The sequence below is a fragment of the Paenibacillus sp. MMO-177 genome, assembly GCF_037147795.1.
Classification (GTDB): Bacteria; Bacillota; Bacilli; order Paenibacillales; family Paenibacillaceae; genus Pristimantibacillus.
Map to the genome: position 1 here is coordinate 1 of NZ_JBBCUR010000008.1, position 25767 is coordinate 25767.

The 25767-nt window shown below is 52.0% G+C and carries 14 protein-coding genes; all 14 read right to left on the reverse strand.

The genetic code is table 11. The annotated features are described in order from the left end of the window. Nucleotides 1-504 precede the first annotated feature (504 nt). The 14 genes from WFK81_RS22915 to bglS all read right to left on the reverse strand — a co-directional run bounded on the left by WFK81_RS22915 (nucleotide 505) and on the right by bglS (nucleotide 25636). Complete coding sequence (locus WFK81_RS22915; protein WP_336788770.1) at nucleotides 505-1869, reverse strand: Ger(x)C family spore germination protein; 1365 nt, start codon at nucleotides 1867-1869, stop codon at nucleotides 505-507. Next, a complete protein-coding gene (locus WFK81_RS22920) occupies nucleotides 1751-2875 on the reverse strand; it encodes a GerAB/ArcD/ProY family transporter (RefSeq protein WP_336788772.1) in 1125 nt (374 codons plus the stop codon). The genes WFK81_RS22915 and WFK81_RS22920 overlap by 119 nt, the downstream gene beginning before the upstream one ends. Further along, on the reverse strand, nucleotides 2872-4431 hold the full coding sequence (locus WFK81_RS22925; RefSeq protein ID WP_336788774.1) for a spore germination protein: 1560 nt from the start codon (nucleotides 4429-4431) through the stop codon (nucleotides 2872-2874). Before WFK81_RS22925 ends, WFK81_RS22920 begins: the two co-directional genes overlap by 4 nt. A gap of 121 nt (nucleotides 4432-4552) precedes the next feature. Further along, a complete protein-coding gene (locus WFK81_RS22930; protein WP_336788776.1) occupies nucleotides 4553-6163 on the reverse strand; it encodes a helix-turn-helix domain-containing protein in 1611 nt (536 codons plus the stop codon). After that, nucleotides 6160-7917 (reverse strand): sensor histidine kinase, encoded by a 1758-nt coding sequence (locus WFK81_RS22935; protein WP_336788778.1) that lies wholly within the window; start codon nucleotides 7915-7917, stop codon nucleotides 6160-6162. The genes WFK81_RS22930 and WFK81_RS22935 overlap by 4 nt, the downstream gene beginning before the upstream one ends. 30 nt (nucleotides 7918-7947) lie before the next feature. Then, nucleotides 7948-9513 (reverse strand): ABC transporter substrate-binding protein, encoded by a 1566-nt coding sequence (locus WFK81_RS22940; RefSeq protein WP_336788781.1) that lies wholly within the window; start codon nucleotides 9511-9513, stop codon nucleotides 7948-7950. Between the two features lie 153 nt (nucleotides 9514-9666). Beyond that, nucleotides 9667-16008, reverse strand: a complete 6342-nt coding sequence (locus tag WFK81_RS22945) for an S-layer homology domain-containing protein (protein ID WP_336788782.1) — start codon at nucleotides 16006-16008, stop codon at nucleotides 9667-9669. A 33-nt stretch (nucleotides 16009-16041) separates the two neighbouring features. Then, nucleotides 16042-16884 (reverse strand): sugar ABC transporter permease, encoded by an 843-nt coding sequence (locus WFK81_RS22950; protein WP_167199626.1) that lies wholly within the window; start codon nucleotides 16882-16884, stop codon nucleotides 16042-16044. A 1-nt stretch (nucleotide 16885) separates the two neighbouring features. After that, the gene (locus WFK81_RS22955) at nucleotides 16886-18190 is read right to left on the reverse strand and encodes a sugar ABC transporter permease (protein WP_336788786.1); all 1305 of its coding nucleotides are present in this window, start codon (nucleotides 18188-18190) and stop codon (nucleotides 16886-16888) included. An 89-nt stretch (nucleotides 18191-18279) separates the two neighbouring features. After that, a complete protein-coding gene (locus WFK81_RS22960; RefSeq protein ID WP_336788788.1) occupies nucleotides 18280-19635 on the reverse strand; it encodes an extracellular solute-binding protein in 1356 nt (451 codons plus the stop codon). Nucleotides 19636-20204: 569 nt separating this feature from the next. Next, the gene (locus tag WFK81_RS22965) at nucleotides 20205-21215 is read right to left on the reverse strand and encodes a formylglycine-generating enzyme family protein (RefSeq protein ID WP_336788790.1); all 1011 of its coding nucleotides are present in this window, start codon (nucleotides 21213-21215) and stop codon (nucleotides 20205-20207) included. A gap of 148 nt (nucleotides 21216-21363) precedes the next feature. Next, nucleotides 21364-22836 (reverse strand): sulfatase, encoded by a 1473-nt coding sequence (locus WFK81_RS22970; RefSeq protein ID WP_336788791.1) that lies wholly within the window; start codon nucleotides 22834-22836, stop codon nucleotides 21364-21366. Between the two features lie 185 nt (nucleotides 22837-23021). After that, nucleotides 23022-24719 carry an extracellular solute-binding protein gene (locus WFK81_RS22975; RefSeq protein WP_442956091.1) on the reverse strand — a complete coding sequence of 566 codons (1698 nt, stop codon included), beginning with the start codon at nucleotides 24717-24719 and terminating at the stop codon, nucleotides 23022-23024. Nucleotides 24720-24970: 251 nt separating this feature from the next. Continuing rightward, complete coding sequence (gene bglS, locus WFK81_RS22980) at nucleotides 24971-25636, reverse strand: beta-glucanase (protein WP_442956092.1); 666 nt, start codon at nucleotides 25634-25636, stop codon at nucleotides 24971-24973. Nucleotides 25637-25767 lie beyond the last annotated feature (131 nt).

Below are 25767 nucleotides of genomic sequence, written 5' to 3' on the forward strand. Positions count from 1 at the left end.
TCAAACTCTCCATTAAAGTGTTTGACTTGCTCATTACTTGTTTTATCGCTTTTCCGTTATAAATAACGGGGCAGTTTCGCTCGTTGTTCAGTTTTCAAAGAACAATTTTTTTCAACAACGCGGTATATCATATCACGTTATCGTTTTTAGTGTCAAGCTTTATTTTTCATCCATTTGCTCGATGATATTCAGCTTTTCGTCCGAACCGCTTGTCTCTCTCGGCCGGAATTAGAATATATCATAGATCGAAACTCAATTGCAAGCTTTTTTTAAAGAAAATTACTGCGCACACATTACTCTTCATATTGATCGTTTGAAGAACCGGAAGGCAACATCGTTCTTTGTATTGGATCACTGGGCTGATCCTGCTTCCAAGGCGGGTCATGCCTGCGCATCCGATTGGATACCCAGTAGAATACCATGGGAATAACGACACACAGGCCTGTGCTGAATAAAACACTTATCGAAGACACTCGTTTCATAATACCGTTCAACAGTTCCATTCTAATTCTCCGTCAAGTTAATATTGCCGCTTCTTCTCACGCCCACCTTCACATCCAACCGAACCGGTCGGGTAGCAAAGAGATTACCTTGTTCCTCCCACTGGTTTTCATGCTGCTTGAACCAATAGTAATGATTATGGAACAAATATTCGCGGAGGCCCATGACATCGCAATTGTATTCATGCTGCAGCTTACTGATAGTCATCTCCATGATCTTAACGATTTCCTTTCTAACCGCTTCCTCCATTTTTTTGATGGAAGGTTCTTTTAAGGTATCCGGCGCGTGTAAAACCTCGTCCACAGCCCCATCCACCTTGACGTGATAAGTGAACGACGGCAAATGATCGGGGCCAAATCTACATTCCAGGGATCTGGTTGCCTTTTCTATGCTAAATACGCCTAGCCGGTCATCAAAAGAAAATTTAATTTGGCCCCCCTTTACTTTTCCCTGCAAGAAGTTAAGCCCTGCTGTTTCCTGAGAAGTTAAAAAACCGACAAGTTGATTGGAGGTTCCATTAAAAATCGCGGCTTCAGTCAACGTAGAATAGTTGGGATTGCCGTTCGTAACCGCCTGAATGGCAAAGCTTTTGCGCTTGAGCAAGAACTCATGAACATCCCCGATGCGGGATTCGGGCAAAATTCTGGAGCTTTCCTTCGTATTGTCCGACAACTCTTCCAGATACTGCGACGGCAGCTTCTGATCAGGCGGATGCGTATTCAAAATATTAACCGCACTGTCCCGTGTTATCATTACTCTGGTCGAACGCCTCATTTGGCTTTCGCGCAAAAAGAAGTCAATGGTCTCCGCGAACTTCCGGGGCTTCCGCGCAATGCTCTCTGAAATGACTATGACCTTAAGATGTTCAAAGAAGGGAGCGCGGCTCAAACGCTGGGAGAGTTTTGCCATCGAAGTCGCCATCGTTTTTTCCTCTACCGCCATATTAAAAAAAGCTTTTCCGCCGCTTTCACCGCCACCCGACTTATTGGTGCTAAGACCCGCCGGCATTACGATCTGATAGACAACTCTAAAACTCTGCTTGGAAGGGCCTTTCTGACCGGCCTGGGATTGACTTCCGCTATCCTGATTATTGTCATTCTGATTACCGTTATCCTGCTTCTCTTCTTGTTTAACCGGTTCGTCAACCCCTACTCCCACTACAAAACCTCGCTGATCAATTTCAACACGGTCCCAGCAGCCTGACAGCAGAATTGATAAGGCCAACGCCAAGGGCAGCATTCGTCTACTTCTACGCGCCGCTCTTGTCATTTGCCTTCTCCTCCTTTTTCTTCTTTCCCCCAAACATGAGAAGCGAGATCGGCAATAAAATGCCGGAAATGATCGCCAAATAGTTGATAATGCTGCCAAGGATTGTGAATTCGGCCATATCTCCGGGGGTCATGCAGATCAAATAAGCAATAGGAGCAATGATAAGCAGCCTGTATCGCTTGGTTAGTCTTTTGAACATAAAAGACAGACATACGTTAGCTAGATCAAACCCCATTGCCGCTGTGTTATAGATCGTCATAATCCAAATGACAAAAAACAACGATTCAAACCGTTCGAAAAAGTTGCCCGGGAATTGAATTTCCTTAGCCAGCTCGATAGTTGGATACACGATGTTCATGGCTCCAATATTGGAGAATATGCCTATAACGAGATGATAGAGGACAAGGTAAATGAAGATCGTCAACGCAATGCCGGACATTACGGCTTTTGGCGCTTTTTCGGGACGCTCCATAAACACGATGTAATACAAAATAATCTCGAACCCAAGCAGAGAATAAATAACCTCTTTCATCCCTTGGGCAATGCCGATGGGCGGCGTAATAAAGAACGGCTTCAAATTCTGAAATTCGTACCATCTGTACCCAAAGAAAACCACGATGGTGATCATGATAAGAACCGAAGGCAGGAACAAAATATTTAGCCGGAGAAGCCCGGATCTGCTGCCGGACACTCCATAGACAACAACCAAAATAAACACAAGCGAGATGTACTCAACCGGTGTTCTGTCAAATAAGTATTGCTTGGAAATATTGGCGATCGCCCTTGTTTCAAAAGAGCAGAAGCCCAGAAAATAGCTGAATTGAAGAGCAGCAATGAGATAAGTGACCGGCCGGCCAACCAGGGAAACCGAATATTCAAGAAACGGCTTGCCTCCTGCCCGGACCGCAACCTTTGAAACCAGCCAGCCGGCAAGAAGCGCAATACTGCCCGCGAGCAGAATGCTCATCCAGCCGTCAAACGAGCTTGTGTAGGTGGCCACCGAACGGGGAAGCGTCAGAATCCCTACGCCGATCAGCATGGATACGATTGTCATGCCCATCTCCAAAGTAGACAGAGGCTTTTCGCCGTAGCTGTTTATTCTCATTGTGTCCCCTTTCTTTTGCTTTTCTTGGTCAATCTCTTCGAATCCATCGTTTCTAATATCTCCGGCCTATGAGATAAGCGGATAACGGGCAGCCGATAAATAAGATCACGCCAATCCGATAAGCGGAGCGGCGCAAGCGGAGCTGTATACGGAATACCGAAGCTCCTCAGATTCACCAGATGAATGCAAGTGACAATCATCGCAAGCACGACGCCGTAAAGCCCAAATACGCTTGCCGCAATCATAATTAGAAATCTCATTAACCGGATGGTAATGGCAAAGCCGTAAGAAGGAATGGCAAAGGAAGCGATAGCCGTTACAGCCACGACAACAACCATGACCGGACTTACTATGCCTGCCGTTACGGCAGCTTCGCCTATGACCAGACCGCCGACAACGCCAATGGTTTGTCCAATGGATTTTGGCAGTCTCACCCCGGCTTCCCGCAAAAGCTCCAAAGTAGCTTCCATCAGAAAAGTCTCGACTACAGCCGGAAAAGGAACCCCTTCCCTCGTTCCCGCCACGGAAAAGGCAAGCTTGGATGGCAGCATCCCGTGATGATATTCCAATATGGCGATATACATGCCCGGAAGAAATAACGCTACAAACACAGCCAAGACGCGCAAAAGCCGAAGAACGCTGGATAATATCCAGTTCTGGTAATAATCCTCCGGCGATTGAATAAAGGAAGCTATGGTTATCGGCAGGATCAGTTGAAACGGCGTGCCGTCAACCAATATAGACACTCTTCCCTGCAACAAGGCCCCCGCTACCTTGTCCGGACGTTCCGTATTCAAAATTTGGGGAAACGGCGACCAGTAATGATCCTGAATCCACTGTTCGATAAAGCCGGAGCCTTCCGGGTCATCGATGTCGATCGTACTGATTCTGCGCTTCACTTCGTTCACGAGCATAGGATTGACGATACCGTCAATATAAGCGACCGTTACATCCTTCCTTGATCTTCTTCCGATGCAATAGGATTCAAACCGGAGATGCGGATCCCGGATCCGTCTTCTAATTAAAGCCGTATTGGTCCGTAGATCTTCCGTAAATCCATCCCTTGGTCCGCGGATAAGCGACTCGGTTTGCGGTTCTTCTATCGCCCGGCTTTTCCAGCCCTTGCTTCCGATCAGAATCGTCTCTTCCATGTCTTCCACGAATAGAGCCGCATCTCCGGACAGAATAGTCAGCATAATATCATCCCAATCCGAAGAACGCCTCATGTCCTGCAGAGAAAGCTGCTCGGTCGTTTGCGCCTCCAGCCCTCTGCTGTATTCATCGTCCATTTGCCCCGTGTTCTCGGTACGGTCCGTACGGGTAAAATGACTTCCGCTGACTTGGGTCAGCTGGCTGATGACTTGATTCTGAATAACCTGCTTGTCGGCCAGGCCTTCGATACATACAACCGCCGCTTTTTCGCCTTCCGCCATCCGAAAGGTACGGATTAATAAATCATTGGGTGAGCCAAGGGATTGCCTGATAAAAGCTAAGTTATCGCTGACGGATGCGAATGGTTTCGATGGCTGCTCTAAGGGTTGTCCGTTATGCTCCATATACATCCTCCCGCCAATTCGTTTAACTTCATGATGCCCGCGAAAGGAAATTTTATGAAAGAAAAACAAAAAACCACCTGAAAAGGTGGCGGTAAAGCAAAAGGGGATATTTTAGTTGATTTTACTGTACTTTGCGATAAGGCTTGCGGTATTCCTGCGGCGTCACTCCGTGAACCTTGCGGAACAATCTCGCAAAGTACGAGAAGTTCCCGTAGCTGAGCCCGTCGGCAATTTCGCTTATGCTGCGGTCCGTTGTTGCAAGCAGCTCGGCTGCTTTCTCCATTCTTTCCTTCAATATATAATCGGTCAGTACCATGCCGGTTTCCTTCCGGAACAGACGGGACAGGTAAGCCGGATTCACAAAAGCAATCGACGCCAGGTGCTCGCGGGACAGCTCTTCGTTCAAATGCTCGGTTATATACGCTTTTACCTTTTGCACAATTGGACTTACCGCCATCGTTCTCGTAAACAGACTGCCCGCGGCATCGGCCATACAGCGTACCCATAGCTTGAACTGTTCGACCGAACGGGTCGCGGTCTCTACGCTTGAGCAAGCGTGATTCTCGTAAAGCTGCTGGGCATGAAGCCCCTTGCGGTGCATCGCATAATAAATGACCTGCAAGAGCGCGTGATAGGAAGCGGTCAGCGTCTCAACCGTTGCTTTAGTAGAGTCAATAGAATGAGTCCATTCTTCGAGTCTGCTAGAAAGCTCCGCCGTGCTTCCCTGCTCGAGCAAATCCGCCCAATCGAGCATGGACTCTGTAAAGCTGACGGCTGGTTTGGCCGTGTTGTTCAGCGGATCCTCGCTCCAGATTACGCCGCCCGCCATATTCACATTGCGGTATTCCTTGTTAAGCAGCGCCAGGTAGCTTTGCAACACTTCCGTTACGGCGGTTAATTGACCCGCATAACAAGAGAGCCGGCAATAGAAATACTGCCTGCAGGCTTCAACATAGTTCCGGCACAATGCCTCGATTTCCTCTCTAGCCACTTCGGCCTCTCCCAGATGCAGCACGACAAGAATATTGCCCCTGTGATCCTGAATAACGTTGCCGGGAAGCTTCTCGAGCAGCAGCTCCTCGGCCGATTTGCGCAGCGCAAATTCCATAATAAGCTCATCCCGCTCGTTAAGAGGACGTTCCCAGCTCTCCACGCTGATTAGGATGAGGCGTACCCGTTCAACCGTACTCATCCGCATATCGTAGGCGGAGAGCGATTGGCGAATCGCCTCGGAATTGCTTGAAACTCTTCGCTCGAGCAGGTCCTGCCAGAAACGCTCGACAAGCATCGGCTTGCGGCTGTTCCACAGCTCAACGATCTTGTTGTACTGGTCGTCGGTCTCGCTGATTCTCCGCTTCTCCTTCACCCGGGAGATAGCGGTAAGCAGCGTCTCCTCCAGCTCGGTATAAACAACGGGCTTCAGCAAATATTCAAAGCTGCCCAGATGAATCGCTCGCTTAGCGTACTCGAATTCGGAATGGCAGGTCAGGACAATCGTCTCCGGCTGCATGCCGCGCGCTTTTACCCATTCCAGCAGTTCAAGACCGCTGATCTCCGGCATTTCGATATCGCAAACGACAATATCAATCGGCTGTTCAAGCAGCAGCTGCTGCGCCATCGGGGCATGGTACGCTTCATATACCTCGTCTACCCCGATCATCTCCCAGCGTACGCCTGAACGGAGTCCTTTTACCGCATAGATCTCATCATCGACAATAAGTACCCGTATCATAGTCCCGGCTCCCTTTCGCCCGTCTTGTATCTCGGCACCCGAAGCGTGACGACCGCGCCTTGCGGATCCGCGCTGCCAAATGCCATTCTGACCGTTCCTTTATAGTAGAGCCTGCACCGCCGGACAACGTTCCACAATCCTAGGCTGCCGTCGCCGGGCTCAAGCGAATGCACTTTGATTCGCAAATGCTCCATTTGCTCCTCCGTCAGGCCTTTCCCGTTATCCTCCACCTCGATTATCAGCTCAGCGTCGTCCCCTTCGCCCTCGGCCGATACCTTCACCCGGATATGGAACGGCGAGCCCGTGCGGATCGAGAAGCCATGCACCATCGCGTTTTCCACCATCGGCTGAATAGTGAGAGGCGGAATACTCACCTTCTCGAGCGCCGGATCAACCTCGAAATCGAAGGCGAGCGTTTCCGGGAACCGGTATTTCTGAATCGATAAATAATGGAAAATATGCTCGACTTCTTCCTTCACGGTCACCGTCGAGACCTGGGTACGGGTCGTAAAACGGAAATACCTTACCAGATGAAGGGACATATTCTGAATGACTTCATAGTCTTTGATCTGGGCGAGCTGATAGACGATATTCAGAGAGTTCATGAAGAAATGAGGGTGGATCTGGGCTTGCAGATGCTTCAGCTCCGCCTTTTGCGTCCGCAGCTGCTCCTCGTAAATATCAATCTTCAAATGCTCAATCTGCTGGGCCATGCCGTTAAACGTCTCTTTGAGCGTTATAAACTCCTGAAGCTTGTAATCCTCCATCCGGACGCTTAGGTCGCCGGAACGGATTTTTCGCATCCCTTTAATAAAATGATGGATTGGCTTCACGATCGAATTTTGCAGGAATAAGAGATAAAGTCCCAGCATGATCGCAGCCAGCATCGGAATGAGGTACGTCATTTTGCGGAAAATCGGAAGCCCTTCAAGCAGCTTGCGCTCCGGCAGCAGGAAGATCAGGTTCATATCCGCCATCCGGGAGCTCTTGGCGACAAGCAAATACGGCTTGCCAAGCTTGACGATATTATAGGCCGCATTCCCGTTATCCATATACGCGGTCAGGTCAAAGACGTTAATCTCCTGCCGGATCGATTCGCTTACCGTCGATAGAGGTTTTCCTTCCCCCGATACCAGAAGCGCTTCCGCCTTGCCTCCCTGACCCAGCTGGCGGATTGGCTCCATCAACCGGTTTAGATCAATCCATGCTCCGATAAAAGAGTCATAATTCGTATCCACAACGCGAACGAGCGCGTATTGCCCCTTCAGCTCGACTACCTTCCAGCCCGCGCGAAGCGTTGGATCGTTTCCGGCAAGCAGCTCCTTCAGCTTGGACTGAATCTCCTGCTTGCGCGCATAGGTAACGGATTGCTGCTGGGCGACCAAGAGCTCCTTGTATTTCCCGCCGTAAGCAAACAAAACATCCGCCGCGTCGTAATAATTGATATTCAAATCCAGATCGTTTGCCGTCTGCGTTGTGGACAAATAATACTCCCAGCTGTCCTTATCGTATTGGCTGAGCGAAATCAGGCTTTGATCCTGCTCCGCCGCTTTATAGAGATAGTTCTCGATCTCGCCAAGAACCTGATCCATATCGTTCATGTACATGGTGAGCATATTTCGATTCGACTGCGCCACTTGGGAATGGACAACCTTCGTCGCGTAAAGATTGTTCCATAATAGCAAAATGACGAGAGGAATAATAACGAGACCAAAGCCAAGTATCAGCCGGGAACGCATCGTTGCTTGTCTCAATGATTTTCCTCCTCTCTCATTGGGGAATTGCTAGCGGCTCGCAAGCCATAGATCAAGCTGACGCTGCTTCTCCTGGACAACCTTATCGGCTCCCGCCGCCTTCAGCTTGCTTACGTACATCGGAATGATTTTCTCCGGGTCCTGCGCCCCGGTGTTAAAGGCCGGCATAAACTCCTTTTCGACCAGAATCGAGGCCGCAATCTCGGCTTTCACCCTCTCCGGGTTAAAAACAAAGCCTAAAGCCTTCGATTTGTCCGCCTGCTCGTTAAAGCTGCGGTATTCCTCCCATAATCCCGGGTTCTCGTTATCCCATAGGTACGAATTCAGCTGGTTCCCAAACATCCACGGCTGGTTCAGATTATAGCCAACCGTCTTCGCGTCAACGCCAGACGGGTACCCAATGACGTTATCGGATTTTTTGACATAATGAATCCCTTCCACGCCCCAGTCCAGCAGGTTCAGCAAATAAGGATCCGTATACAAAAGATTAAGCAGCATCATCGATTTCTCCGGATGCTTCGCATTGCGGGTGATTGCAAACATCGCGCTTGTTGTATCCGCCGTTGTGGTATATGGCTTTGTCAGCTCCACGCTTACCATCGGATATCCGGTATCCCGGGACGCCTGGATCTCAAAGCCTGGCTTCAGCGACTCTGCGTAAGCGAAGGCATTACCGGCTTTTACCGCGTCATATTCGTTATCCTTCGACGTTGTCGCGTCCGCATTGAGGTACCCCTTCCGGTTCCACTCGTAGAGCAGCTTGGCGTAAGCCATAAATTCAGGGGTCTCCGCCATACTCAGCACCTTCGTCGACTGCCCTTCGCGGCGCAGAACGCCCGGACCTTCTCCCAGCATGTCGAAAATGCCGTATTGCATCATAAACGTAAGCGGACTGCGGTCTGCCCTTGCCTGCAGCGGGGCCATCTCCGGTTCATCCTGCTTGATCTCCTCGAAAATCGGACCAAAATCGGCTAATGTCTTGACCTGCGACAGATCGATATCGTACTTGTCGACCAGATCCTGACGGAGCACAAGTCCTTTGCTGGAGGCAAACTCCTTGTTGGTCACAATGCCGTACAGCTTGCCGTTTACTTTACTTGCCTCCAGAATGGATGGATCCAGAATCCTCCGTATACCCGATCCGTATTTGTCCAGCAATTCATCCAGCGGCAGATAACGGCCCTTCGCAATCTCGTCTCCGAAGCGCATCCATCCAGCCGTGAAAATAATGTCCATCTGCTCGCCGGATGCGAACATCAGCCCCGTCTTATCCCACCAGGAGCCCATGTCGATCGTGCGGATATCCACGGTTGCGTTTATTTTCTTCATAAGGTAGTCATTGATTTTATTTTCAACAAGGTTAAGATCCTTCGGCACGTTGCCTGCGGGGAAAACCATAACCAGCCGGTCGGTATCGCTGTCGGCTCCCGGATTGGCCTGTGTATCTTCTTGGGTCCGGGACGTATTCGAATAGTGCGGGGATTGGGCCGGCCTGGAAGTTTGTCCGTACATCGTTGAGAATGCGATTAGAACAGCAACGACGAGCAGCGATCCCATCATAATTGGAAGCGCTTTCTTATTAGCTCTATTGAACATGTCACTCGTCTCCTTGGCACAAGGTTAGATACCTCATCATACAACGGCCTGATTCTTTCCGACTACTCTAATTGTAACTTTTAATAATAAGATTGTTACTTTGAACGCATGGCGAATAGCCGGTCCGGGAATCTCCCTGACCGGCTCGCGCTATTATTTATTCATCAGACCGCCTGCCTGCAGCAAACGCTTCAACGCTACGGCTGCTTCAGCACGCGATGCCGGGTCGAGCGGCGCAAACTTGCCGGCCGATTTGCCTTGCATGATTCCGGCTGCAACAAGCTCGTTGATTGCGGATTTCGCCCAATCGGCAATCTGGCTGCCGTCTTGCGGGAAGGCCGCTTTTGGCGCTTCAGATTGGATTTGTTCGTGATTCGTAATCAGGTCCATTGCCCGCTCCAGCATAACCGCCATTTCCTGACGGGTAATTTGCCGGTTCGGACGGAATGTCCCGTCACTCATGCCTTTTACAATGCCGTATTGAACGGCTGTCTTCACATAAGAAGCGTACCAGGCGAATGAGGTAACATCCGTGAAGGATGGAGTTGATGTTCCGCTGCCTGATGCAAGGCCAAGCGCTTTTACGACAAGCGCCGCGAATTCGGCTCTCGTCATATTGCGGTTTGGCGCGAACAGATCCGTTGATACACCGTTAATAATCCGTTTGTTTGCCAGCAGCAAAATATCGTCCTTGGCCCAGTGGGCAGCGATATCCTTGAAGGAAGCATCGGTCACCGCTACGGCGTATAAGCTGTTTGTTGTGCTAAGTACCGTCACGACCGTGTCTCCCCCCTGGCTTGCGAACCATGCAGGTACCGTTCGGAATTGGCCGGTTTCCGGATCGTAAACAACAACAGAGCTGTTGTCTTGATCAAGCTGACCGTTAAACGCAAAGCTTCTTGCAACGAATTGCTTGCCGAATTGATGCACGGGTATGGACTGGCCGCCGGATTGCAGCGTCAGCTCGAAGGAAACCGAATTACCGGCAAGAGTAAAGCCCGCGGAAGCGGCTTTGCTCTTCATTTCGTCGGCCAGCTTGCCGGAAACCGGCGAAAGTGTCAGTGTCAGCTTGGCATCGGCAGCCGCCAACGCATTCGCATAACCCGCTTCCTTCAGAATCGTCCATATCGTCGAAGGAAGCGTGTAGGTCATCCCGCCATAACGAATGATAATGGAAGTCTCATGCGACGCGGATGCTGCGTCCTTCAATGCAGCGGCAGAGAATTCGGCAGCGCCAGAGTTGCCTCCGGCCGGCAGGTCGATGACGATTTCCTTTTTGCCCGCCGATAGTCCTGCTATCAGATCTGCGTCATAGTTAACGGAAGAATCAACCGGTGTTGAACCTCCTCCGCCCGTATTGCCGGGGCCGGAGTTGTCTTCATGCGTAATCGTGCGCAATTCAAAGCCTGTAGACTTGGCGTTAAAGACAGGGCCAATCTTCGTATTGCGGACAATGACATTGTCCAGATTAATGGAACCACTTACGTCATTGTTGACATGGATTCCCCATGTACCGGTACCGTCAATAACGTAGTTCTCGATCGTAATGCTGCGGGAACCGTTTGTTATCGCGTTGGGTCCGTTCACATACAAGCCTTGATAGGTGCTATCCAGCGCCGTGTTGTTGCGGATGGTAATATCGGCATCAATCGGCTTATCGCCCGTGAACAGCCAGATCGCCCCGAAGTTTTGTCCCCAGCTTGGCTCGCGGCCGCCGGTACGGATCAGCGTATTGCGCTCGATCAGCGTCGTGCCGTCAAAGGCAACCGGATTAAATCGCGTCGATACCGCGATCCCCGCGCCAAAGCCAACCGTATCGGACAGGATATTATCCTGCACTTTGTTGTCGCGTCCTCCGAAAATCGCCACGTTATCGGCTAGCCATGGCAGCTGTACCGTATTGAACCTTAAGGTGTTATTGCTCACCCGGCTGGCATCGTCGGATACGCCTTCCGGCTTCTGCGACCAAAGCGCGATGCTATCATCCCCGGAGTTGCGGATATGGGTCTGCTCAATCATCGAATTTCGCGTACCGGTTGTAAAATTAATGCCGTCAGCGTAAGTATCGCGGATGCGCACTCCGCCAACGTACAAACCGTCCGTCACCACTCCCTCATTGCTGCGCATCGACCAGATGCCCGCCTTGGCATGCTCGATCCATACATTCTGTATGATGGAGCCTTTGCCAAACGTTCCGTCAAAGCCCGCCTCGCGCAGCTCGTCATGACGTCCGGTTACGCCTAGATCCATATACAAATCGTAGACGCGAACCTTGCTTCCTTCCGCTAGAAAGCCTGCGCCATGCAGCTCCGTACGCCAAATTCCCGCACCGCGGATCGTTACATTATCGATATGGAGAGGTCCTTGCGCAAGATTAAAGCTTCCCGCCGGAATCCACACGCCCGTCCCTTGTTCCTTAGCGGCTGCGATTGCGGCTTCGAATGCGGCCGAGTCGTCGGAGCTGTCGTCCGCCGTTGCGCCAAAGTCCGTCACCGATAAATAACCTTCCGGCTTCGAATATGCGTCAGGCGCTTGCTCCAGATCAACCAAGTCCACCACGTAATAATCGGCGGTATCGTCAGCTTCTTTCACGAGCCGGATGATTGAGCCTGCCGGCACATCTCCAATCAGCAGACGGGACTCATCATAGAAGCGGTGGGCATCCCCGTCGGCCGGATTATTCGACCAAGGGTATTTGCCGTATACCCAGCTGTACTTGCTGGACAAGTTGATCTTGCCTTGTTTATGGCCATTCACGTAAAGCGTCAGCGTACGCTCTTCTCCTTCCCCCGCCGCGGAGTCTGGAATGATATAACGCATGGTCAACGCATTCGCCTGTCCGGTTGTCTTGAACTCGATATATTGTCCCGTTGCATCCAGACGAACCGCCTCTCTGCCGGAGGCTTCGGAAGCGAAGGTCTTAAACGTACGGTCTTCTTCAATAAGAGTACCGTTTGTTGTCCCATGCTCTGCCTCATAGGTTGTAAACGGAACGGTCGCTCCGCGGTAATCCTTGCTCACCGCATTGTGCACAAGGAGGTAATCTACGTCGATACCGCCTGTGCTGCCGTTATCGTATTGAAGCGATACGGTGTTCATGCCGGCACGAAGCGGCAGCTCGAAGGTAACGTCAGACCAGCTGCTGCCCGTGCTTGGGAACTCGGCAGCAGCGGCTTGCTTAAGACCGTTAACATAGACATTCAACGTCTTTGAAGCATGATCCGTATTCCGGAAACGCAGCTTAGCGGAGTAGTTGTCTGCTCTGTCCGTATTGACGGCAAAAAGCAATGCTGCATCCTCTTGCGTAAAGACGGCAACGGAAGTTCCGTTTGCCTTTACGCCGCCCGTCATAAACGCATCTTCCGCTTCGTAACGGATATCGCTCTTCACCGCTTGCAGCTGCCAATGCGCCGCGGCATCGGATGCTTCTACGGCTTGAACGGATACAGTGCCAGCGGCACCCACCGTCAAATATTTCCCTGTGACAGAAGCGTTGCCGAGCACTTGATAACCCCCGTAAGACGAGGCATCCCATTGCGCGGACAAACTTTCCCCATCGGTCAACGCGGTTGCTTGACCGCTTGCCTTCACGGCCAGTTTGCGGCCGGTTGCCTGGTTCACGTATTGCTTATGGCCGTTATAATCCTGTGGCAGCCATTCGGCCGCTGTACCGTCGGCAGCAGTCGGCGTATCCGCCACCACAGCACCATTTCGTTCAATCAATGATTTGCCGCTGAGAGCGTCCACAATCCGGACCGCGTTAAGCTCCTTCAATACCGGAGTTACCGCATTAGCCGGACCGTCAACCGGCGGTACCGTTACCGCTTCCGCGGGCGCCGTCTCGAATCTCCATTGCACGCCGCGGCTTTCATTCGATCGCAATTCATATTGCGCATAACCCTGCAGGTCTTCGGTATGGATATAGTTGTCTTCGTAGCCTTCAGCCGCGCTGCGGAGCAAATAAAGGCCGGCTGCGGGACCATTTTCCACTACCCATTGCACCTTCGTGTCTGCTGCAGACGGCGATGCCGTAGTCTCGAGGTAGCTTTGCAGATGTGCAATCGAAATCGCGTTCCCGGTCGCCCGGTTTACGATCAGCTGCTTGCCTTCCTTAGTAGTAATCTTCCAATTTGAAGCCGCGTTATTGGCAGCCGGCGTTCCGTACAAAACAACGTTCTTGCCATTCTCATACAGGTATTGACCGGAAGCTTCGTTCTTAATGCGGATATAACCTTCCGGCAGCTCGGCCGGCGCTTGACGCGCAGGCTCCAGCACCCACTGGGCGCTGCCCCAGTCGGCAGGAATCGGACTCGCCTGACCGTAACCGGTCTGGTCTTGAATATGGATCCGGGCAGGTTCGTTATTCCATTTCCCATTCCAGCCATTGCTGAATACTTTCGTATTCGCGGCTCCTTCAACGTCATTCATTTCCCACTGCACGCTGCCCCATGATTGATCAAGCGTCAAGCTTTCCAGCGGTTTGAGATGCGGGTTAGTTTCATTTTCGGCACGATTAATATTCTCGTTCGAAATCATATGGCCGGTCGCCTTGTTCACGATATATACGCCTTGCGGAGCGGTCTCGAGGGACCACTGGGAAGCCGGATCATCCGTTGCAGGCTGGCCGTAAGCAACCTTGCCATTCTCGTCCTCAAAGAGGTATTGGCCAAAATAACTGTTCTTCAATCGCACGTAGGACGGCGCTGTTTCGCCTACCGTAATAAACTCCCATTTCGGGCTGCCCCAGTCCTTCGGCACCACGCTAAACTGCGCATGCTTCAGCTTGTTCTCGACGTTGACGTATTTGCCGCTGGCATCGCCAGGCTTGCTAATCAGCTTGTAGCCTTGATACGTCTCGATCGTCCAATCGCCCGCCGCTGAATCATCGGCCAAGGCAGTGGATTTCAATGCGTCTCGGTCTCCCGCAACGCCTTCATTGTTTAAGTAGTGACCGGTCCCGCGGTTCTTGATCCGCTTCGCCCCGTCATGCTCCTCAACCAGCCATTGCGCATTCCGGTCCGAAGGCTGTACGTTGCCGTACTGAACAACGCCGTTTGCATCCTCGAACAAATACAGCTGCAGCCAATTGTTCTTGATCCGGATATACGGAACAACGGGTTCCTTCGGCGGAGCCGGATCCTCCAGCGTCCATTGCGCGCTGCCCCACGTCGCCTGCGCCCAGTTATTACCCTGCGCGAAGCCGTCTTGATTCTGCACGTTGATAAAGCTGCCTGCATTTGCCGCGCTGCCCAGCGTCACGTAACCGTCCACTTCACCGCCGCTGTCGTTCTTGGCTGCCGCAACTATCCAGGCCGAGTCCGCGCTTGGCAAGTCCGCCGCGGAGAGCGGTGCTGCTCCAACGTAATCGACGTTTGTTACGTAATGACCGGTTGCGAGATTACGCAGCAGTGTTCCATTTGCCGTGTCGATTAGAATCCATTGCGATGTCTTATCGGTGTAGGCGGGCTGTCCGTATTTGATCTGGCCGTTCTCTTCGTACAAATAGGTACCCTTCCAGTTGTTCTTGATCCGCTTCGGAGTTGAATCCGCCGCGGGCTCAAGCTTCCAGACGGCGCTGCCCCAGCTCTTCTGCGCCCAGTTGTTCGCGCGGACGATGCCGTCCGGGCCGTTGCCGGTGCCTTGAATATTAACGATCCAGCTGTTATCGCGGGAGCTGACGATATTAATGCCGCCATTGTCGTCTGCCGATTCGAGGGACCATAAATCCGATGTCCAGCCCTCGCCAATAGCGGAGATACCTACCGGATTCGTAATCTGTTCGGCGGTAATCGCCTGCGAGTGCAGATAATGACCCGTCGCCCGGTTGCGCAGACGCTTGTGGCCGTCCTTGTCTTCGATAAACCATTGCGAAGACATGTCATTCAATGCGCGCTCCCCGTATTTCACCTCACCGTCTTCTTCATATAAATAGGAGCCTTTCCACGGATTAACGATCCGAACCGGCTCGGTTGCTTCGGCGGGATCCAGCGTCCATGTTGCGCTTCCCCAATCCTTTTGCGCCCAGTTGTTCGCCTGCACCTTGCCGTCTTGAATCTGGAAGTTAACAATCCAGGACGGATTGCGTGTGCTGATAACATTGAACTCCCCCGGCTTGCTTGCTACTTCCGCAATATCCCAGGTGTCGGATACCGAGCCTTCGCTTGCAGCCGAGCTCTCAACCGCATTCGTAATATTCGCATCCGTCACTTGCTCGGAGTTCATGTAATGGCCGGTTGCACGGTTCTTGATGCGCTTATGGCCATCCTTCTCCTCAATTGTCCATTGCGCATATGGATCGTTTACCGCGGGAAAACCGTAACGCACTTTGCCATCGGCATCCTCATAAAGCGAATATCCTTGCCAGGGATTATGAATTTGAATGAAAGCGCCTTCATTATTAACCCCGGAAACGCCGTCCGCACTAGCGGACAGCGGGGGGATCGCAATGAGGAGCGCCATGCACAGAATCATCAGCTTCTTTAATAATGATGGCATTGATCCCAGTCCTCCTGAAATGAATTCGAACTTCTAACCTTTGGTTGCCCCATCCGCTAGACCGGAAATAAGGAACCGTTGCAGCAGCAGAAAGACAATCGAGATCGGAATCGCAATCAGGATCGTTCCTGCGGCAAACATCGTAAAGTTGTTCGCGAACTTATCGTTGATGAAGTTGTACAAGCCTAGCGCCAGCGTAAACTTCTCCGGGCTGCGGATAATGATCTGCGGCGTCAGGAAGTCAAAGAACGGCGCCATAAACGTAAACAAGGCAACAACCGCGATAATCGGGCTGGCAAGCGGCACCAGAATCCGGAAGAAAATCGTCAGGTAGCCCGCCCCGTCGATTTTGGCCGATTCGTCGAGGTCGCGCGGAATCGTATCGAGGTACCCTTTTACTAGGAACAGGTTCATCGGCAGGCCGCCAAATACATAGATCAGGATTAAACCCAAAAACGTATCCAACAGGTTAACCGTATTTAGCAAGAGGTAAATCGCCACCATCCCCATCAAGACGGGAAACATTTGCAGCAGCAGGAACGTATAAATGCTGTTCTTTCGTCCGACAAACCGGAATCTCGAGAATACGTACGCAACGATGGATACGATACAGACCGAGGCTAGACCGTTCGCAAACGCGATGATTAGCGTATTTTTATACCATAAGGTGTAATTGCTGCTCGGATTGTTAAAGAGCCATTCATAATGCTCTAGCGACCAGTTGTCCGGGATCATCTTAAGCGAGAACAAGCTGGTGCCCGGGTTGAGGGACATGCTGAACGCCCATAGCAGCGGGTACAAAATAATGACGAACATGATCAGGACAACCAGATAAATGCCGGACACTTCCAGAGCGGATTTGAGCGAACGCTTCATCTTAGTACATATCCTCCTCTCTGAAGGAACGGGTTCTGCTGAATTGATATAGAGCAAACGCCGCTACGACAATACCCATGATGATGGATACGGCGGCAGCCATTTTGTAGTTGTTTTCCTTAAACGTCAGGCTGTACACCCACGAAATCAGAATGTCGGTTGCGCCCGAGTTCTGGCCCGGCACCGGAGGACCGCCCTTGTTGAACAGGTAAATAATATTGAAGTTATTGAAGTTGTACGAGTATTGCATAATGAGCAGCGGAGCCGTTGCGAAGAGCACATGCGGCATCGTGATGAAGCGGAATTTTTTCCAGCGGCTTCCTCCGTCCACATCGGCTGCTTCATACCAGTCCTTCGAGATCCCTTGCAGCACTCCGGTAATTAGCGTGAATACGTACGGGAAACCAAGCCATACTTGAATGCCGATAATCGCCACGCGCGCCCAGGTCGGATCGGACAGCCACGGAATCGACAAGCCAAAGTGGGAGAAAATATCCCGGTTAATCGCGCCAAACGTATCGTTAAACATCGCCGTAAACACAAGCACGGTCATAAACGAAGGAACCGCCCAAGGGAGAATCATAACCGTTCGGATCAGGCGCTTAAACCTGACGCGGCTGTCATTAATCATCACCGCAAGGAAAAAGGCCAGCATAATTTGCAGCGTTGTCGCGACAAGCGTCCATACTACCGTCCAGGAAAGAACGGTAAACAAGCTTTTGCTCCATACGGCTTCCGTGAACAGCGCTTTGAAGTTCGCGAAACCAACCCAATCCAGAAGATGGGCAGGCGGAGAATTGTATAGGTTGTAGTTGGTAAAAGCAAGAGAGATCATAAACAGCAGCGGAAAAATAACGATCAGCGCCATCATGATGAAGTTCGGCACGACGACAAAATACGGAAACCCATGCTCCCAGCTGTCCTGGAAGGCCTGACGGACGGATGGCGTGCGAATACCCTCCCGGCGTTTCCGCGCATCCTTCCGGGCATCCAGTATATTAAGCACGTACAGGCCCAGCAGAATAACGCCAATGATAGAGGATAACAAGCCTTGGACCAGCAAATTACGGGAATCGTCAGTCTCCGGGTTGTCCCCAAGCGTAATCATTCCTGCAATGCTGTTTGCGATAGGCACGGACAGCGCAATGATCAAGCTTAAGCCAATTACAAGAAATACAATTCCTTTAATCCAGCGGCGGTTGTATAGCTGGCCTAACCCAGGCACGATGGACAAGACGGTCGCGAGGGCGGGATTATGATGGCTTTGTCTGGTTTGCGACACGGGCTCCAGGGCGTTGATGTTCATGTTTGGTTCACCTTCCATATTTCCGAATGCGATTTAATAGAGAAAGGGGCTGTGAGTAGCCCCTTTCCTTTGTTTCATGGTTTGGCAGGTTACTTCGCGCCGGCCATCTTCATTTTGTCGTTAATGAGTTTGACGGCATCGTCCAGGGAAGCTTGCACGTCTTTGCCTTCCGTAATGAATTTCAAGGCATTCGCCATTGGATCCCATACATGGTCAAGCTCGGGAACCGTCGGGAACGGCTGGCCGTATTGGATTTGCTGCGAGAAGCCGGCTACAAGCGGATCACCCGTCAGAACCGGATTGTTCAGGACATTGATAACCGGAGGAACTTCGCCTGTTTTCTTGAAGTATTCAAGCGCGTTTTCTTCGTTCGTCAGGAAAGCTGCAAAATCCGCCGCCCACTCCGGGCTCTTCGAGAACTTGGAGAGCATCCAGCCTTTTACGCCGATGAACGAGGTTGGGTGTGCGCCGCCTTCAAGGGTAGGGATTGGAGCAACGGCAAGATCGTCGCCGAGCGCTTTCTTGTAATCGTTGATAGCCCAAGGTCCGTTGATAACCGCGCCAACCTTGCCTTGCGTGAACAGGCCGCCAACGATGTCGCCGTTAACGCCTTTAGGCAGGTAACCGTTGTTGAACCAGCTTTGGATCAGGGAAGCGCCTTTTACCGCGCCTTCCTTGTTCAGTCCGATATCGTTGATATCGTATTTGCCGCCGTTGTCTTTGAAAATATAGCCGCCTTCGCCGCCGAGGAAGCCCCATGCAAAGTAGAAGTTTGCCGCTTCAAAGAGGAAGCCGTAATTTTGTTTCTTCGCGTCTGTCTGGTCTTTCATAATTTTCTCGAGGTCAGCAATCGTTGCGGGCGCATTAGGGACAAGCTTCTTATTATAGAAAAGAGCGTAAGTTTCCGTTACTAACGGGAGGCCGTACAGAACGCCGTCTTGGCTAAGAGCCGCAAGTGCTTCCGGCGTGTAGGTGCCTTTCACTTCGTCCGAAGCTTTTACCTCTTGCACCAGGCCTTTCACGACAAGGCTGCCGATTCCCGGCTGGTAGAACAAGTCCGGACCTTTGCCGGCGGGACCGTCGAGCGCAAGCACATCCGGCTGGTCGTTCATCGCAACCGGCTTGATGTTGATTTTGATTCCTGTTGCGGCGGTGTATTTATCCGCTGCCGCTTGGATAACGGCCAGTTTGTCTTCTGCCGTATCCGGCCAGATGGTCAGCTCGGCAGGCTTCGCTTCCGTTGGCCCGTTCGCTTCCGCTGTTGCCGCAGCGTCCGCGCTTGGCGATTCCGAAGCCGGTGCGTTAGCGTTCGTATTGGCGCTTGCGGAGGCATTGGCATTGCTGGCGGCTGTGCCGTTGCCGTTATTGTTGCCGCCGCATGCGGCGAGCGACATCGATACAGCCAGCAGGCTCAGCGTGATAAGCATCTTTTTGCTCTTTAACATCGTGGAGAGCTCCCTTCCCTTTATCAACTCTTGTAGGTTTGTTGACCCCGGTATGCCGTGGTTCATGAGTTCATTGTAGGATTTTGAGGGGGAGTCTCACTACTAATCCGGTGACCTGAAAGGATAAGATTGTGACCTGTCGGTGAGGTGGATGGATGGGAGAGGTCGCTTAACGATGTGGACATGGTTAAGCTCAGAGGAAAACGGCGCTGTGAGCTAGTTTGGGGCGGTTTGGGCGCTTCTTAACGATGTGCGACATCGTTAAGAGAGCTAGCGTGGGCTCTTGCGAGCAGCTTAACGATGTCGCACATCGTTAAGCTCGGGGAAAACGGCGCTGCGGGCAATTTTGGGGTGGTTTGAGCGTTCCTTAACGATGTGCGACATCGCTAAGAGAGCTAGCGTGGGCTCTTGCGAGCAGCTTAACGATGCGGGGCATCGTTAAGCTCGGAAAGCACGGTTTAGGTGGCGTTGTTGAAATAGCCCCGGCCCCCGCGCCACAGGTGCATTCGGGCTACAAAAAAAAGCCGTCTACCAAGCTAACGGCGTGCTTGGTAGACGGCTTTGCTCTATTATTGTTGCGGTGCGGACAGCACCGTGCGGAACCCGCAATTGCCGGTGGAGCTGTCAGGCGTATTCTTGCTGCGCGCCGCTACACGGTAACGGTTGCAGTAAGAGCTGTGGCAGAGATAGGAGCCGCCCCGCATGACGCGCCCTTCTCCGGTACGCGGGCCAAGCGGGTTATCGCTCTCGCCGCTCTGGTAATAGGTTGGGCTGAACCAGTCCGAGCACCATTCCCATACATTGCCCGCCATATTATAGAGGCCATAGCCGTTTGGCCGGAAGCTCTTGGCCGGAGCGGTTCCCAGGTAACCGTCGCTGGCATGATTTTTGACCGGGAACTTGCCCTGCCAGATGTTGCAGTTATGCTCGCCGCCTTGCTTCAGCTCATCGCCCCACGGGTAACGCTTCTGCACAAGTCCGCCGCGGCCCGCGTATTCCCATTCCGCTTCCGTCGGCAGGCGTCTGCCCGCCCACTCGCAATACGCCATCGCATCATTCCAGCTGACATGAATAACCGGATGGTCCTCGCGGCCTTCGATACGGGAATCCGGTCCTTCCGGATGGTTCCAGTCCGCGCCTTCTACAGGGTACCACCAAGGAGCCGTCTGCGGCACCGTCTTCACCTTCGACGCTTCCGCCTCCGACACGAACAGATGGAACACATAAGACCAGCCGAACCTCCGGGCTTCGGTAACATACCCCGTTGCCGCAATAAAACGTCCGAACTGCTCATTCGTTACCGCCGTTTCATCCATATAAAAGCTGTTTACGCTAACGCTATGAACCGGGCCTTCCCCGTCTGCCGCAAAACCTTCCTTATCGTTCGTCCCCATCAGGAAAGTTCCGCCCGGAATAAACACCATCCCCGTTGTATCGGAATACGGATCAGCAGCCGGCTTGGAATCCATCGATTTAACCGCCGCCGGCTTCAGCTTCAGGTTGTTAGGCGCAATAACAACCGATGAACGATTGGTTGAACAGCAGGATTTTTCCGTGTTATGATCCGATTCCCGTGCCATCTTCAACTTCCTCTCCGTCTAAGAAGTGTTTATCATCAATCTAGCTTTTCTGTAAATCTCTTATTTCAACACTACCATAATAAGAAATGGCAGTACAACGCTTTCCGCCTGTAATCTAACGGAAAACTTTATACTGCCATCTGCTCTATTACTTTTCCATTAGTCCAAGCCGGACATACTGCTCTTCCGGTGCTCCTGCCTGCTTCATGCCCGCAACGAGCAGCTCAATCATCCGTGTCTCGGCCGCTTCATCCCGAAGCGGATGCTCCTGATGCTCATCCCTAGCAAGATCATACAGCCGCTTCTCCATGACGAATTGATTCCGGGCATACGGTACTCCTTGCGTGCTCTCCGGAATTTTGAACACCGGATATGCCGTATAAGGCAGGAAACGGCCCGCTTCAATACGTTCCGGCGCTACGTGTCCAAGATAAGAACGGAAGGTTGTTGGCATAGCCGTGTACGCGTAACAAGGATAATTATCCTCCGACACCGGTGCGCGCATATACGTATAACGGCCATCCGTTACATTGACGCACATCCCGTGGTAGCCATACAAAGCCGCTTCCCTAACCTTCTCCTGCGTTCCTTCGAGCAATCCGCGAAGCGAGGAGCCTTGCACCGTATCCGGAATCGAAGCTCCCATATAGTCCAGAATCGTAGGCATAAGATCGATATTTTGCGTAAGCGCCTGTATGCGGGTGCCCGCGGCCCGGCCTTCAGGCAAACGGATCATCAGCGGGATATTGGCCAGCTCGTTATATACATGCATAACGTTTTTGCCGGTCTGTTCATGCTCGCCTAGCAATAAACCGTGGTCGGTTGTAAAAATAACTAGCGTATCGTCCAAAATATCCAGCCGTTCCATCGTATCCAGCAGCTTGCCAAGCCAATGGTCGATCATCGTAAGAGTAGCCGCGTAACGCTTCTGAATATGGGCAAGCGCCTCCGGCGGTACATCAACGGTGCCGTATTTCGGCCAGCTGTAGGCCGGACCTTCATAGCTGTCCTGGTACATATGCAAATAATGATCAGGCGTATCAAACGGCTCATGCGGATCAAAGGCTTCTACGGTCAGGAAATACCGGTCCTCGCGGCCGTTCTTCTCCAGCCAGTCGCACGCCGCCTGAATGGTTCTTGGCCCCGGATAATCCTCTTCGCGAAGAAACTGGGTACGGTTCTTCTCGCATTGCGCGCGTACCTGACCATAATAGCGTTCCGGCGCAGGCAAATCTTTAATAGAGGAAACCCAAGGATCATCCTCCTGCCCCCGGTGGAAATCCCAAGTGGAGAAGGACTGGCAATAGTTCTCGCCGCCCGTTGCAAAATAATGATAGTGGTCGGTCACGATGTGACTGAACACGCCGCCTTCTCGTAACGCGGCAGGCAGCGTACGGTCGAACGGTTCAATGCCGCCCCAGCCCTTTTCCAGAAAAGCAGCCCGTCCCGTCAGCATATCGCGCCGCGCCGGCATGCAAGGCAGCGATCCGGACCAATGCTGGTCGAAGACAACGGACTGCTCCGCCAGCAGGTCGATATTAGGCGTTCGGACGCCCTCCCCGCCGTAAGCGGATAAAGCTCTGCGGTTCAAGGTATCGAGCATAATCATAATCGTTCGCATGTAAGCACCCCTTATTTCAGACCTGTTGTTACTTGCACGAAGTATTTCTGCCCTGCCAACAATAATAATACAAGAGGCAACACGACTAAGGTAGCTGCTTCCATCAACAAATTCCATTCTGCTGGGAGGGGCGCAAGCGGAAAACGCCTCTCCATTCAGATGGAGAGGCGTTTGTCAAACTTCTATTATTTTGTTCCGCCGCTGACGGATTGGTACCACTCGTTCACTTCCTGGGTGATTTTATCGCCGCCGGAGGATTTCCACTTCTCCACGAACTTGTCGAAGGAATCAATTGGAGCCTTGCCGTATATAATTTGCGAGAAGGTGTCCTTCTCCATCTTGCCCAGAATATCGTTGCTTGTCTGCATCGTCTTGGTCGGAGCGCCCGTAAACATTTGAGGCAGAACGGAATCCTTCTGCTCCTGAACGATCTTCGCCGCTTCCAGCATAGGCTGCGGCGTGCTCAGCTTAAGCTTCTTCTCGAATGGCGTAGTCGCTTCCTCGCCGTTTGCCAGCTTCGAAAGCACTTGCATGTTCAGGCTTGGGATGCGTGCGCCGTCAAACGTAATGGTGTACTTCTCCGGTGCGTAACCGCCTGTGCTTGCCGCGTCCGTCTTCACCTGGCCGTCTACCATAACCCAGTCGTAGCCTTCGGCAAGACCGTTCTCGAACTCCCCGCCCGCCTTAGGGTTAGCGAATTGCTCGAACAGGTAGTTCTGGTAAGCGAAGAAAGCTTCAGGATGTTCCATCTCGGCATTAATCAGGACAACCCCGTTGGAGTTCGAAGTACCGTGACGTCCCACTTTGCCGTCCGGTCCTGCTGGCAGCGGATAAGCTTTATACTGCGCGTCCTTATTGTTCTTCTTCACATCTTCCAGCGGCCATGCCGGCATCCAGTGAGGACCAACCACGATACCCGCTTTGCCTGCCGTAAAGTCTTCCGCTGCTTTGGTCTCGTCATATAGACCCGCTTCGGTCGGCAAATACCCTTTGCTCATCCAGCTCTGCAGAGTAGCGAGCGCCTTCTTGGAGCCTTCGTTCACGGAGCCATATTCCAGCTTGCCGTCCGCGGTTTTGTTCCATTGGTTTGGCATCGTGCCGTAAGCGCCAAAAATCCAGCCCGCGTCCGACATCCATGTATTAATCCAGTTCTTGAAGCCAATCGCGAGACCATAGGTGTCCTTCTTGCCGTTGCCGTCCGGATCCCCGTTCGTAAAGGCATCCATGACCTTCTCGAGGTCATCCAGCGTTTTTGGAGCCGAAAGCCCCAGCTTCTGCATCCAGTCCTCGCGGATCCACATGACAGGATCCCCGTTGTAAGCGTAATCGAGAATCGGGATGCCGATTCGCTTGCCGTCCTCCATGTACGGATACCATACGGTTGGATCCTCGTTCATCGCGTCTTTCCATACCTGCCCCGCATATTTGTCGAACAGCTCGCCGGCATCAAGGAAGCGGCCGGAGTCAATCAATTCCCTAACAAGCGTGAAGTCGCCGCGGTACGAAATAATATCCGGCATTTTCTCGTTTGTTGCCAGGGACAAGCGAAGCTTTGTTTCAAAGGCATTATTCGTGGAAGGCGCGATCCACTGGTTTTTGAGCTGAATGCCGAATTTATTAAGCGCCCACTTTGTATGGACATTATTGTCCTGATCTTCGCCCGATTTGAATTTGACATCCGGACCCCATGGACGCAAATACGTAATCGTAATCGGAGGATCGAATTTGACGTCTTTCGCCTCCGCGCCTGCATTCGTGTTCCCGGCAGCAGCCGTATTGCTTGGCTCTTTGCCCGCATTTGCATTTGCATTGTCCGATGCATTGTTATTGTTGCCGCATGCGCTTGTAATCGCCGTAAGGGAGATCACTCCCGCAAGTACCATGGTCGGCAGCAACTTTCTCTTCTGTTCCTTCAACTGCGTTTCCCCCAGTGCAATGTAATGGCTTACAGGACTTATATTAAGGAGTCGGGCAACTCCGTTCTATACTAAGATTGCAACATCGATTGCACTTCTTTAGGATGTTGGAAATTGAATATGCATCTTAAAATATTACTGTACCGTGCTGCAATCTACTAGTAGGAAAATGCCATATAAAAAGCGGTACAGGATTAAGCTCCTGCACCGCTCCTCTTTTAGTTGCTCGTATATTTCATCCAATCGTACTCGGCATAAAGCGGATTGGCGCCGTTGTAGGCGCCGAGCCAGCTGTCGACTCCCTTGCCGTTCCAGATGTTCATCATGATTTTGCCCGGATTGGTTGGGATGCTGGAGGTTGCCGTATGCTTCAGTACGCCATCTACATACCATTTGATTGATCCGGCTTGCCAGTTAAACGCGTAAGTATGGAAGCCTTGCGACGCATCAAAGCCAAGATCAACGATTTTCTCATGGCCGCCTACGCCATTCGTATAATAGTTAAACTGAACCTTGGTGGTATCTTTGCCGAGGAACTCGATATCGATCTCATCCCAAGGCGTACCGTCAGACGGACCGGTATAAGTGAAGAAGGAAGATACGATGCCCGTATTTTTCGCCGGCTTCATGCTGACCTCGTACAGACCGTAACCGTATTTGTTGACGGAACGGTACTCGGCGCAGTCAAACACGTTGTAGGCAGAGCTGGTCAAGCCCAGCTTCAAATGCCCGTCGCTCGTAAAGCTTGCGTTGTTCGCCCGCCAGGTACAGTTGAACATGCCGCCGTTCGAGTAGCCGTCCGCCTTCTGCCAGGTAGCGGGATTATAATACGTAAGAGGCTCCCAAAACTCCGTAGCCCCGTAAGAGCTTGAGACAAACAACATCGATACAATCGCCGAACCGGCCATAAGAAGGGATGCTTTCTTTTTCATAGAACACCTCCGGATTTTATCGTGCCTTGGAATTGCCTGCCGCCTTCGCTTATCCCCTCCCCCAGCACCAAGCCTTCGATCTA